Source organism: Psychrobacter sp. Marseille-P5312 (assembly GCF_900291405.1).
Taxonomy (GTDB): domain Bacteria; phylum Pseudomonadota; class Gammaproteobacteria; order Pseudomonadales; family Moraxellaceae; genus Psychrobacter; species Psychrobacter celer.
This window is the reverse complement of record NZ_OLML01000001.1, coordinates 2,112,219-2,124,729: the sequence shown is the minus strand read 5'-3', so window position 1 is coordinate 2,124,729 and position 12,511 is coordinate 2,112,219. Positions and strand designations below refer to the sequence as shown.

Here is a 12,511-nt window from a genome sequence, read left to right as displayed (position 1 = left end):
TATGAATCAACCGTCTAATGCTGATAGTGCCGAGCAAAAAATCACTCGTACCGTATCGGTGGCTGTGATTGGCGCGGGCACAGCTGGTCAAAATGCCTTTAGACAAGCCAGCAAAACCCGTGATGACATCGTCATTATCAATGAAGGGTTTTGGACCACCACCTGTATCCAAGTCGGCTGTATGCCAAGCAAGCTATTGATTGCTGCTGCAGACCGCGCCCATGAGGCCAATCACTCTGCAGACTTTGGGGTGCATGCCACCGCTCAAATCGATGGCAAACGGGTCATGGAACGCGTCCGTGAAGAGCGTAGCCACTTTGCCAGCTATATCAAAAAACAAGTCGAGAGCTGGCCTGAGGACAAAAAAATCGATGGTCGCGCTTATATCAACCAGCAAGGCCTGATCGAAGTCAATAATGAGCTAATCGACGCCAAAAACATCATCGTCGCCACTGGCAGCTCGACGTTTATCCCAGACGGCTGGGCAGATAAGCTGGGTGCGACCCTGCTTACCTCTGATACCGTCTTTGAGCTCAATGACTTACCCAAATCATTGGCCGTCGTCGGCGCAGGTGCCATCGGTCTTGAGCTTGCGCAAGCCTTTACTCGGTTGGGCGCCGAGGTCACACTATTTAATCGTGTCAAGCGCGTGGCCGGTCTCAAAGACGACGACATCAACAATAAAGCCATTGATTGCTTGAGTCATGAGCTGACCATGCACCTAGGTAGCGATATCAAAGACGTCGGTACACGACATACCGATACGCAAGACCATCCAGAACAAACCGCATTTATCAATTATGAAGACAGTGCTGGCGAAGCGCGCCAGTGGCAAGGCGAATACGTACTGGTCGCCACCGGTCGACGCAATACCATCAAGCAGCTGGGCATTGAAAACTTGGGCGTCGAGCTTGATGATAAAAACCGACCAAAAAACCTCAGTATAAAAACCGGCCAAATTGGCGACTTAAACGTCTATATCGTGGGTGATGCCAATGCACACATACCTTTGTTACACGTTGCTAGTGATGAAGGCTACAGCGCAGGCAACATGATCTGCGGCAATGAAAAAGACGCCTATATACGTCCGCCTGCCTTGCCTTTTTCTATCGTGTTTTGCTCACCGCAGATCGTCAACGTCGGCATGTCGCTTCCTGAGATTCAGCAAGACCCAGAGTTAGAGTACGTCGTCGGCCGTGTCAGTTTTGACAATCAAGGTCGTAGTCGAGTGATGGGAGTCAACTGTGGCTTGCTCCATATCTACGGCTGCAAAAAAACCGACAGAATACTGGGCGCCAGCATGATTGGCCCTGATGCTGAGTATATCGGTCATATCTTGGCGACAGCCATTACCAATGACTTAAATATCAAAGACATGCTCGACACGCCATTTTATCACCCTACGATATTAGAAGGACTACGGACAGCATTACGCGATGTACAGCACAAGATGAAAATCCCTTATCAGTACCACGATACGCAAGAAGACAATTTTTAAGGATTTGGACTGTTTTACAGGAAGGACACGCCCTCATAAAAACCCTGACAAAAAAGGTAGCATTGCAGGCGATCAGGGCGTATCTTGTGTTTGCTTGCCTCCCTAATTTCAGGTAACTTAATACCTTTACATGTACTCATCACTGCATGGACCAAAAAATGCCAATCGCTAGTATTACCGATTTTTTTCAAGAGATCATTCGTGATCTGCATACTAGCCTTTATTTGGCGCTTGGCGGCTCTGCTGATGAAGAGTCAATCGACTGGTCCTCACAGGTGGTCTATTTGGCCAGTACTGCCATCAAAATCCTGATCTTACTTGCGGTACTTGGGTTTTTTTATTGGTTGGCGATTTATATTCTCAAGCAAAGCAAAACAAAGCTACACTTGAATGAGCGGCGCACCAAGATTGTCCGCTCGGTACTGCGCTATATCTGGATTGTGGCAAGTTTGATTGCCATTATGAGTCAGATATACTTTGAGCCTGAAACCATCAAAGCCACTGCCAAGGCCAGCACATGGGCAGGTATTTATTATGTGCTTTGGACCTCATCTGGGCAGATCATTCACAAAGTCTTGCAGCATTATGGTCTGAATGCCTCGATAGAGCAGCTGCTAAAAAACATCTTGTCTGTGCTGCTACTGGTGCTGGGTCTGGCCAGTGTCATGGCGCAGTTTGGCTTTGATATCGTCTCGCTGGTCGCCGGTCTCGGTATCGTCGGTCTGGCGGTAGGCTTTGCCGCTCAGTCCACCCTTGCCAACTTTATCGCTGGCATCACCATCTTGCTTGAGCAATCGTTTCAAGTAGGTGACTGGATTCATATCAATGAAAATGAAGGCCGAGTGGTACTCATCGCCCTGCGTACCACGCATATCTTGACGCGGGACAACATAACCGTCATTATTCCAAACTCCAATGTTGCCTCCTCTGAGGTGACCAATTTAACCTCCAAAAACTTTATACGGTTTGATATTCGTGTGCGTATCGCCTTTGAAGACGATATCGATACCGCTCGCAAAGAGATCCTACAAGTCCTAAGTGACACCGATGTGGTGCTCAGCCGTCCTGAGACTTCGGCGACAGTCGATGAAATTGGTGAGTACGGAGTTTTCTTTATCGTGCGTTTTTGGGTAAAACCTGCTGCCGTCGCCCGTATGCCAAAAATTAAAGAAGGTCTCAAAGAGGACATCAAACGCGCGTTCGATGCTGCCAACATCTCTACCCCTTATCCACATATGCGTTTGCTGATGCCAAAGGACGTCGATTATCCTATCGCCACCAAGCCCTTTGCCACCACCACGCAGGTAGTATCACAGTCATCAGTGCCGCTACCCCTGACAAAAAATGAGCAGTAAAGCCGCGACTATCTTGCTCAATACCCACCACTTTAAACCATCCTACCTGGAAATATGATAAAATCACGGGTTAAACATCGCCATTGCTGATGTGCCTCATTTACCCTTTTAGACCACAGGTATCCGTATGACCGAAACCACTTCGCCAGCATCTTCCACAGCATCTTCGCCAGCGTTGTCGCTTGAGCTTATCGTTACCTGTGCCGATGGGCTCGAAGCGCCGCTACAGACTGAGCTGACCAGCTTTGGTATTCAAAGCGATATCAAAAGCACCGGTCGTCTGGCCGTCACTGGCGGCTTGCGTGATCTGTATACCATCTGTCTTTGGTCACGCGTGGCCTCACGGGTACTGCTGCCAATCAAACGCAAAAACATCAATACCGAATATGATGTGGCCGAGCAGCTCTATGGTTTGGCAAAGTCTGTCAACTGGACTGAGCAGTTTGACTTAGAGCAAACCTTTGCCATCCGTCTGTCTGTCGATAAGCGCGTGGCGGTCAGTCAGCAGTTTGCGATGCTGCGTATCAAAGACGCCATCGCCGATACCTTCAATGAAGTATATGACAGCCGCCCCAACGTCGACAGCAAAAACCCAGATTTTTCTGTGTTTGCTACTGTCAATGACAAGCAAGCCGAGCTGTATCTAGACCTATCTGGTACCAGCTTGCATCGCCGCGGCTATCGTGTGGCCATGACCGACGCGCCTTTAAAAGAAAACCTAGCCGCAGCGCTACTCTATAGCGCAGGTTGGCATAAGAAAAACGACGCAGGCAACGCGCCTTTTTATAACGCTCTTATCGATCCTATGTGCGGCTCAGGTACGTTTATTATCGAAGCGCTCTTGATGCATTGTGATTATGCTGTCGGTATCGATAAAGCAGCCAATCAATTCGGATTTTATGAATGGCAACATCATGATGATGCGCTCTGGCAGCAGATGATTGAGGATGCCCAAAACCGTTTTCGCGAGGCGCTCGCCATTGCTCAAGAGCAGCCAGACACCTTGCCGCTGATTTTGGGTTTTGATGCTGATAGCGGTGCGATACTCGCCACAGAAAAAAACCTGATCGCCGCAGGGTTGCAAGAACTGTTGCCGCTGCTTGATATCGAGACGCGCGCGCTCAATCAACTAGGCGGTGTGCTAAAGCCGCTGGTCGATGACGGCCGCTTGAGCAATCCGCTTGTCATTACCAATCCACCTTATGGCGAGCGTTTGGGCGATGAAGACATTATCAAGCCTTTATACCAGTCAATCGGGCTTATTTTGCAAGACAGCTTTGCAGGTAGTGGCATTAATCCAATGCTTGGCATCTTGGCCGCTCGTGTCGAACAGGTCGATATCTTACCAATCAAAGAACCAAAAACCCTGCGCTGTCACAACGGTGCCATTACGGTTTATTTTCGTTATGGGACCCTTATCGCTGGACAAATAGGCCATCTGGTCAGTCGTTTTGAGAGGCGTGACATCACGGTAGAGGGCGGGCAAGACTTTATCAACCGTCTACAAAAAAACCTCGCCAAGCTTAAAAAACTCGCCAAAAAAGACAATGTCAGCAATATTCGTGTCTATGACGCTGATTTGCCCGACTTTAAAGTTGCCATTGACCTGTATGGTGATTATGCGCACGTGCAAGAATACGCACCGCCCAAAACCATCCCGCCTGAGACCGCAAAAAAACGCTTCAACCTCGCCCTGATGGGTATCCGTGAGGTGTTTGATATCAACCGCGAGCAGGTCTTTATCAAAACCCGCGCCCGTCAATCAGGTAATGAGCAATACAGCAAACAAGGCAGTAGCGAAAAGCGCGGTAAGTTTTATATCGCACGCGAAGATGGCGCTTACTTTTACGTCAACTTTACCGACTATCTCGATACCGGCCTGTTTATCGACCATCGCAACATGCGCGCCCGTATCAAAGCCAACAGTCGCGGCAAGTCAGTACTTAACTTATTTGCTTATACCTGTACGGCCAGTGTACACGCAGCACTCGCTGGCGCCAAAAAAGTCACTAGCGTGGATCTGTCACAAAACTATCTCGACTGGGGCAAGCAAAACTTTGCCTTAAATGGTCTGGATGTCAGTGGGAGCAAGTATCAGTTCGTCGCTGCCGATATTTTTGAGTGGATCAAGGACAATACTGAGCAGTTTGATATTATCTTTATCGATCCGCCGACTTTTTCCAACTCAAAAAAATTCCAAGGCACCTTTGATGTGCAGCGCGACCATGCTGCCCTTATCAATCGCGCCATGAACCGCTTAACTTCTGATGGCGTGTTGTATTTTTCTAATAACTTCACCCGTTTTGAGTTGGATGAGCAGCTAAGCGAGCGCTACGATATTGTCAATATCACGCCAAAGACCATCGGCTTCGATTTTAATATCAAAAAACCCATCCACCAAAGCTTTGAGATTCGTCATCGTTAAGGCATAAAAAAGGCCTATACCCGCCTTGTTTGCCCAGCTTTCGTAGTGTTTTGTAGCAAATATCACAATGGCCCAATCGGCTTTGATTGGGCCATTTTTTGTTGTTATGATAGAGCACTACTACGCGGCGAAAAAGCGCAGGCTGTCCAAATACCAATCCCATCATAGGTTTTGCTCGGCTTAATCTACTCAAATGTGCCATGACATGGCCCGTGCTTTTATCCTGCGCCTCCCTCCCCTAATAATAAGGACAATCCCATGGCTTTATCACTGAACAAAGGCGGTAACTTATCGCTTACCAAAACTGACCCAAACCTAACCAAACTGCTCATCGGTCTTGGCTGGGACGAGCGCGCTACCTCTGGCGCTGAGTTTGATCTGGACGCCAGTGTATTTTTATTAAATACCGCGGGCAAAGTACGCGGTGATCATGATTTTATTTTCTACAATCAGCTCAGATCTGACAATGGCGCAGTGGAGCATACTGGCGACAACCGTACAGGCGAAGGCGATGGCGATGATGAAGTCATCAAAGTAAACCTCACCCAAGTCCCAGCCGATATCGACAAAGTCGTGGTCACAGTCACCATTCATGATGCGGCAGCGCGCAATCAAAACTTTGGTCAAGTGGCCAACGCCTTTATCCGTGTGGTTAATGAAGAAACAGGTACAGAAGTCGTTCGCTTTGACTTAGCAGAAGACTACTCGGTCGAGACCGCCATGGTATTTGGCGAAGTATATCGCCATAATGGCGAATGGAAATTCCGCGCTGTCGGTCAGGGCTACTCAGGCGGCTTGCAGGCGATGTGTCATCAATATGGCGTCGATATCTAATTTTGAGTATAACCCTCTACCCTAGCGATCAGACAGTCATAGCGCACTGTCAGACACGATGATACGTACAAATTTTGGTTGCAAAACAGTCACAATTTTTCATCGGCAAACGACTAGCAATACTTTAGGTTTCGTTTAAAATTATCCATAAAAAGTGGTTAGCGATAACCACTTTCTTGCAGTTTGTGCCTATAATAGGCCGACCTTAGCTTTACGCAACCAGACAGGATGTGTCATGAGACATTTTTATTTAGACTTTATCTTTACCATTATTGCCCTTGCAATCGCGGCATGGTGGGGATATTCACACGGCGGTATGGGCGGTATGATAACCACCCTATCTATTACTGCTATTTTGGCCGTCATGGAGATTTCATTATCATTTGATAATGCGGTGGTCAACGCTTCAGTCCTCAAAGGCTGGGACGAATTTTGGAAAAAAATCTTTTTAACGGTTGGTATTTTAATCGCCGTATTTGGTATGCGTTTGGTATTCCCAATCGTCATCGTTGCCGTCACTGCTGACCTTGGTATGATGGAAGTGATCAATCTGGCGTTGTATAACCCAGAAGAATACTCTGCCAGACTCATGGCACACCATGCAGAGATCTCTGCCTTTGGTGGTATTTTCTTATTGCTGGTGTTCTTAAACTTTATCTTTGATGATAAAGAAGTGCATTGGTTTGAATGGTTAGAGAGCCGTTTGGTAAAGCTGGGCAAAGTCGATGCCATGAGCGTGTTTGTGGCGCTGATCGTTTTGATGGTTGCGGTATCGTGGGCCAGTGCTGAGCAATCAGCGGCGGTATTAATCGCAGGCGTCTGGGGTATTCTTGTCTATCTTGGTGTCCAAGTGGTATCAGGTATGCTCGAGGGCGATTTAGAAGAAGAGCTAGAGCACGAAGGCGGCACCTCAGGATCTGAGGCCACCAGCGCCATCATGAAAGGCGGTATCATCGGTTTCTTATACCTAGAAGTCCTTGATGCGTCGTTTAGTTTTGATGGTGTGATTGGCGCCTTTGCCATTACCAATGACGTGATTGTCATCATGCTAGGCCTTGCCATCGGTGCGATGTTTGTCCGTTCGATGACTATTTTCTTAGTCGATAAAGGCACGCTCGATGAGTTTGTCTATCTAGAGCACGGCGCGCATTATGCCATCGGTGCTTTGGCCATCATCATGCTATTGTCGGTGAAATTCCACGTGCCAGAGCTGATCACTGGTCTTATCGGTATTGCCTTTATTGGTTGGGCCTTTGTAGCATCACTCAACTACCGTAAACGCCAAGCACTTGAATAACGCAGCTGTGTTTAGTGTCAGCATTCGATTTCATTAAGTGGTCAAATGACAGGTTATATCAAGCAATTGGTATAACCTGTTTTTTTATGTGCGCTTGCAGACTTCGCTCATTATCTAGCGTGATATCCACAGCCTTATATCGTTAATCTATTTTAAAATCAGTACCGTCCTACTGGCATTAAGGTGCTCACTATCTTTGCTGGTGTTTACTTCCCTGCCAGCATCTTCTGAAGTTTTGCCAACACCACGCCATAGAGCGGTAAAAAAACACACACGCCCATCACTATCTTAAACAAATAGTCTATCGCACCAATCTCAATCCAGTGCGACGCCATAAAAGGATCTGGGCTTTTATAAAAAGCGATGGCAAAAAAGCAAAAGCTATCGACCAAATTGCCGATAAACGTCGATGCGAGCGGTGCAACCCACCAAATACTCAAACGGCGCAGTTTATTAAATACTTGGATATCCAGCAGCTGTCCGACCACATAAGCACTAAAACTGGCCAGTACAATGCGAAAGACAAATAAATTAAAATCCAGCAGATGCTCATGACCAATAAACTGACCATTTGAAAACACCACAGAAAAATAATAAGAAATCATCAGCGCAGGCATCATCGCAAAAAAGATAATACGTCTGGCTAAATGCTGACCAAAGATACGCACGGTCAAGTCAGTAATCAAGAATATAAAGGGAAAAGTAACAGCGCCCCATGTGGTAATAAAGCCAAACAGCTCGACAGGTATCTGCACTAAGTAGTTACTACTGGCGATGATAAAGATATGCAGGCTGACCAGCCAAAATAGCGCGCGGCGATAGCGAATGGGTTCGATCGGGGTTGTCAAAACAGTACTAATACTCATAAATCGGCCTTTTTTTACAGCAGGGTAGAGGGAACCTGAGCGCGCTATTATAAATGATAATCAGATAAATAGCGAAACGACGATGGATATGGTCATAATCTTACTTTTTTGTAGACAGAAAGATACATGTTGTATAGTCACACAAAATACGCCTTGCTTACTCAGCAATCGCTTAGTATAGTTAGACGTAACGATAGGCAGGATATGGCGTACAGGTCGATTTATTGATCTTTTGTGCCCAGATAGTCATGACTGCCCTATTTTTGACTTATAACACCAAAAACTCTTAATTATTAATTCATAGGATATTTATATGGCTATTAGCTTAACAAAAGGCGGCAACGTAAACTTATCAAAAGAAGCGCCAGGCTTGACCAACATCACAGTCGGTCTTGGCTGGGATCCGCGGGCGACCGACGGTCAAGATTTTGACTTAGACGCCATCGGCTTTTTGTTGAATGAAGCGGGTAAAGTCCGTAACGATCAAGACTTTATCTTCTTTAACAACCTAAAGTCAGACAACGGCGCGGTCGAGCACACCGGTGACAACCGTACTGGCGAAGGCGACGGCGATGATGAAAAAATCAAAATCAACCTAGCCAATGTCCCAGCGGATGTCAGCAAAGTCGCCATCTGTGCCATCATCTACGAAGGCCAAGCCCGTAACCAAAACTTCGGCCAAGTGGGCGACGCTTATATCCGCGTGGTCAATGATAATGGACAAGCCGAAATCGCTCGCTACGACCTATCAGAAGACGGTAGCACCGAGACGGCTATGATCTTCGGTGAGCTATATCGCCACAACGGCGATTGGAAATTCCGCGCGGTTGGACAAGGCTTTAATGGCGGTCTTGGCCCATTAGCGGCTTCTTATGGCGTAAATGTATAACGCCATCGTTTAACCTTATCTGGGTTTAAACTTATCAAGATCTAGACTTATCATGGTTTAAATCTATCAAGGGTTAAACCCTCCATCGTCGCAGTCACCATCTATATAGGACTGCGGCAGCAAATAAGCCATCAAGTGTGCTCATTTTTCACATTTGATGGCTTTATGTTTATTACTCAGCATAAAGCTTTATAAATCAGCCCCTGTGACATCGCCTCTATCAAAAAGATTAAAAGAAGGATTTGCCCCCTATGGCCGCGACATTTAGCTTAATCGGTACCATTGAGCCTTTTTTGCACTGCAATCTAAAAAAGGGTGACTCTATTTATTGTGAAGCCAACGCCATGGTCATGATGGAGTCCAATCTTGAGTTAAAAGGCAAGCTACAAGGCGGGCTGATGCAGTCGTTGATGCGCCGCTTTGCCAATGACGAATCCCTATTTCAGCAGCAGATAGAAGCGACGGGCGGCGAAGGAGACTGCCTGCTTGCACCAACGCTAGATGGCGACATGCAAATCATCGAGGTCGGCAAGCAGCAATACACACTCAGTGATGGAGCTTTTGTCGCCGCGCAAACAGGCGTCGATATCAGAGCCAATATTCAGCGCAACCTTGGCGGCGCAGTATTTGGCGATACCGGCGGCTTTATGGTGATGCAGACCCAAGGCCAAGGTCAAGTGGTGGTATCAGGTTTTGGCTCGCTGTTTGAGATTGAGGTGACACCAGACAAAGACGTCATCATTGATAACGGTCACGTGGTCTGCTGGGACTCAAACTTGGACTATAAACTGTCGGTGTCGACCAGTAAGAAAAAAGGCATCATGAGCAATATCATCAACTCCGTCACCAGCGGCGAAGGTATGGTGCTAAACTTCTCAGGTAGCGGCAAAGTCATCATCTGCTCACGCAACCGTGACAGCTACCAAGGCTGGCTACAAAGCATCCTAGGCACCAGCTCAGGCGGTCGCGGCGGCGGCGGTGGCTTTTTAGACAATATCTTATAGCGCGGCGCTGTTCGTTTTTACTCACAATTATTATAAGGACAATCTCATGGCAGTTAATCTACAAAAAGGGCAAAAAATCTCTTTAAGCAAAGAAGCTGGCGGCGAGCTGACACAAGTCAAACTGGGCCTCGGCTGGGATGTGGCTCAAGGGCCTCAAGCACAAAAAGGCGGGTTTTTGGGTAAATTGTTTGGCGGTGGTAGCGGCGGCGACTCTATCGATCTTGATGCCTCTTGCATCATGTTCGATAGCAGCAAACAAGCCGTCGATGCGATTTGGTTTAGCCAGCTAAAATCAAAAGACGGCAGCATCGTCCATACAGGCGACAATCGTACTGGCGATGGTGACGGCGACGATGAAGTCATCAACGTCGATCTCGCGCGCGTCCCAAGCAATGTGACGTCACTGGTATTTACGGTCAATAGCTTTACCGGTCAGACGTTTGAGACCGTCGAAAATGCGTTTTGCCGTATCGTCAACGCCAGCAACAACGCTGAGGTGGCGCGCTATAATTTATCCGCACAAGGCGGCCATACTGCGATGATTATGGCCAAGGTCTATCGTCATAACGGCGAGTGGAAGATGCACGCCATCGGCGAGACTGCCTCTGGTCGTACCTTTCATGACTTGATGCCTGCGATTACCCCGCATGCTTAATAGGTGCTACTTGTATTTACTATAACTGTTTTTGTTTACAAAAAATCAGCCCGTCTATTTATCATAGACGGGCTGATTGATATTTGAATACTGATGCTTCAATACTGATACTTGAAGATTGGGATTAGGTCTTACTTACGTCCACGCTTCCAGCTAAAGCCCCAATGAAAGGCCTTATCCATTTCTTGGTGACCTTTAAAATATTGGTTGATACGCTCGACATTGATGCTGCCTTGCTGATTGACCAGCCGCGCGATGGCGCACATAGGCAGGTTGCTGGTGCCTTCTGTCAGACGAGTCTCAATCGGTGGCTGCTCTGGCACGTGAATGGTCACCACCCCATCAGTTTGGGCCCAGTTTGGCACACCCTCATAAATAAAGGCAAAAATAAACACCTCCTCAATCTGCGACCACTGTTGGCCATTGATATCGAGCCATTCACCGTCACTCACCTGCCCGGTTCTATCATCAGCCCGCAAGCACACATAAGGCGCCGACTGCAAGCTACCAAAGCGATTGCCCAGTGCTTGAATCAGGGTTTTTTCGCCATTTTTTAGATGAATCATCGCACCGACATCCAAATCGATGCCGCCAGATTTGTGCTGCTTAAATAAATCGCCTAATAGCCCTTTTTTGGGCGTTTTTTGATCGGCATTTGGCCGCTGGTTCCAGTTGAGATTGACCGCGATTTTGCCAAAATTGTCGCGTTTTTTTAGATTGATGCTGGACTGATTTTTGGTTAAGGTGATTTTGTTTAAATTTACCGTAGGACTGGCGGGTATCGGCGGCGGGGTGGCCTGAGCAGGTTGATTGGGTTTTTGTGCATTGATCGTCTGTGCTTGAGGTGCTGCTTGGCTTGGTGCTGGCGCTTCATCAGCAATCTCGACCCCGAAATGCTCAGATAATGGCTTGAGACCACCATTGAACCCCTGCGCGATAAAACGAAACTTCCAACTGCCCTGCCGGCGGTAGCATTCGGCCAAGATAATGGCTTTTTCGGAGCGGCCAGTACTATTTAGCTGGCAGGTCAATAATACTTGGCTGCCCTGCAATACCTGAATATCCACATCACCGATTTGCGCCAGCGTTTGCTCGCTAGAGAATGCCAAAGCAATCTTGTCGATATTGGCAGGCTGCGCGGGCAAATTGATATCAAAAAACCCATCGCTGTCATGGCCGCGAAAGCTGACATTGCCGTCGTCGCTGCGGGTCTGACCATAAAATATCATGTCGCCATCACCGCGTACCTTGCCATCGCTAGTTAAGCGATAAGCGGCGCAATCTACCGCGTTTTGGCTTATGATACGAATACTGATATGGTCATTGGGTAATGGCGCGTTGGCACCCGCCACCAATTGTTGCGGTTGGTTTTGGCTCATATTCTGTCCTTCTTATAAGTAATAATGCTTATTTTTTATTGCTTAATGGATCATACTAGGCTGTGTCTGCATTTCAGAAATAGTGATAAAAATGAGATAAATTGCGGTCAAACAAGGAAAATAGCGCCGTTAGTATCGGGATATTGACCTGCTATTTGACGACATTTAACGATGCTTGCCAAGATTTGGCCATTTTTAGCCCATTCAGATAGTTATCGCGTGAATCGAAGACATGCCCTGCACATTGCTCTATAGTAGCAGTCAGTTGAAAATAAGCCCAGTGCTACTGATATTAAAGTGCGCTCACTA

At 47.3% G+C, this 12,511-nt stretch carries 10 protein-coding genes; 8 read left to right on the top strand and 2 right to left on the bottom strand.

What is annotated here, in order from left to right; genetic code table 11:
* Position 1 precedes the first annotated feature (1 nt).
* The 5 genes from C6W44_RS09180 (at position 2) to C6W44_RS09160 (ending at position 7,409) form a co-directional block, all read left to right on the top strand.
* Positions 2-1,498 (top strand): dihydrolipoyl dehydrogenase, encoded by a 1,497-nt coding sequence (locus C6W44_RS09180; protein ID WP_105245102.1) that lies wholly within the window; start codon positions 2-4, stop codon positions 1,496-1,498.
* A 158-nt stretch (positions 1,499-1,656) separates the two neighbouring features.
* Positions 1,657-2,853, top strand: coding sequence for a mechanosensitive ion channel family protein (locus C6W44_RS09175; protein WP_227526407.1), 1,197 nt, complete (start codon positions 1,657-1,659; stop codon positions 2,851-2,853).
* Positions 2,854-2,980: 127 nt separating this feature from the next.
* Positions 2,981-5,278: a bifunctional 23S rRNA (guanine(2069)-N(7))-methyltransferase RlmK/23S rRNA (guanine(2445)-N(2))-methyltransferase RlmL gene (gene rlmKL, locus C6W44_RS09170; RefSeq protein ID WP_105245100.1), complete on the top strand. Its 2,298-nt coding sequence runs from the start codon at positions 2,981-2,983 to the stop codon at positions 5,276-5,278.
* Positions 5,279-5,536: 258 nt separating this feature from the next.
* Positions 5,537-6,112 carry a TerD family protein gene (locus C6W44_RS09165; protein ID WP_105245099.1) on the top strand — a complete coding sequence of 192 codons (576 nt, stop codon included), beginning with the start codon at positions 5,537-5,539 and terminating at the stop codon, positions 6,110-6,112.
* Positions 6,113-6,347: 235 nt separating this feature from the next.
* Complete coding sequence (locus C6W44_RS09160; RefSeq protein ID WP_105245098.1) at positions 6,348-7,409, top strand: DUF475 domain-containing protein; 1,062 nt, start codon at positions 6,348-6,350, stop codon at positions 7,407-7,409.
* A gap of 206 nt (positions 7,410-7,615) precedes the next feature.
* On the opposite strand, the gene C6W44_RS09155 is transcribed toward C6W44_RS09160, so the two are convergent.
* Positions 7,616-8,275 (bottom strand): 7-cyano-7-deazaguanine/7-aminomethyl-7-deazaguanine transporter, encoded by a 660-nt coding sequence (locus C6W44_RS09155; RefSeq protein ID WP_105245097.1) that lies wholly within the window; start codon positions 8,273-8,275, stop codon positions 7,616-7,618.
* A gap of 313 nt (positions 8,276-8,588) precedes the next feature.
* Here C6W44_RS09155 and C6W44_RS09150 point away from each other — a divergent pair, with 313 nt between their 5' ends.
* The 3 genes from C6W44_RS09150 (at position 8,589) to C6W44_RS09140 (ending at position 10,823) form a co-directional block, all read left to right on the top strand.
* Complete coding sequence (locus C6W44_RS09150; protein ID WP_105245096.1) at positions 8,589-9,164, top strand: TerD family protein; 576 nt, start codon at positions 8,589-8,591, stop codon at positions 9,162-9,164.
* A 251-nt stretch (positions 9,165-9,415) separates the two neighbouring features.
* On the top strand, positions 9,416-10,168 hold the full coding sequence (locus tag C6W44_RS09145; protein WP_075101068.1) for a TIGR00266 family protein: 753 nt from the start codon (positions 9,416-9,418) through the stop codon (positions 10,166-10,168).
* A 46-nt stretch (positions 10,169-10,214) separates the two neighbouring features.
* Complete coding sequence (locus C6W44_RS09140) at positions 10,215-10,823, top strand: TerD family protein (protein ID WP_075101067.1); 609 nt, start codon at positions 10,215-10,217, stop codon at positions 10,821-10,823.
* A 131-nt stretch (positions 10,824-10,954) separates the two neighbouring features.
* Here the strand turns inward: C6W44_RS09140 and C6W44_RS09135 are convergent, their stop codons facing one another.
* Positions 10,955-12,202 (bottom strand): TerD family protein, encoded by a 1,248-nt coding sequence (locus C6W44_RS09135; protein WP_105245095.1) that lies wholly within the window; start codon positions 12,200-12,202, stop codon positions 10,955-10,957.
* Between the last annotated feature and the right edge of the window lie 309 nt (positions 12,203-12,511).

What these genes read in the sequence shown, in the direction of transcription:
- C6W44_RS09180 (WP_105245102.1), top strand. Translation starts at nt 2, where the DNA reads ATGAATCAACCGTCTAATGCTGATAGTGCCGAGCAAAAAATCACTCGT.
- C6W44_RS09175 (WP_227526407.1), top strand. Translation starts at nt 1,657, where the DNA reads ATGCCAATCGCTAGTATTACCGATTTTTTTCAAGAGATCATTCGTGAT.
- rlmKL (WP_105245100.1), top strand. Translation starts at nt 2,981, where the DNA reads ATGACCGAAACCACTTCGCCAGCATCTTCCACAGCATCTTCGCCAGCG.
- C6W44_RS09165 (WP_105245099.1), top strand. Translation starts at nt 5,537, where the DNA reads ATGGCTTTATCACTGAACAAAGGCGGTAACTTATCGCTTACCAAAACT.
- C6W44_RS09160 (WP_105245098.1), top strand. Translation starts at nt 6,348, where the DNA reads ATGAGACATTTTTATTTAGACTTTATCTTTACCATTATTGCCCTTGCA.
- C6W44_RS09155 (WP_105245097.1), bottom strand. Translation starts at nt 8,275, where the DNA reads ATGAGTATTAGTACTGTTTTGACAACCCCGATCGAACCCATTCGCTAT.
- C6W44_RS09150 (WP_105245096.1), top strand. Translation starts at nt 8,589, where the DNA reads ATGGCTATTAGCTTAACAAAAGGCGGCAACGTAAACTTATCAAAAGAA.
- C6W44_RS09145 (WP_075101068.1), top strand. Translation starts at nt 9,416, where the DNA reads ATGGCCGCGACATTTAGCTTAATCGGTACCATTGAGCCTTTTTTGCAC.
- C6W44_RS09140 (WP_075101067.1), top strand. Translation starts at nt 10,215, where the DNA reads ATGGCAGTTAATCTACAAAAAGGGCAAAAAATCTCTTTAAGCAAAGAA.
- C6W44_RS09135 (WP_105245095.1), bottom strand. Translation starts at nt 12,202, where the DNA reads ATGAGCCAAAACCAACCGCAACAATTGGTGGCGGGTGCCAACGCGCCA.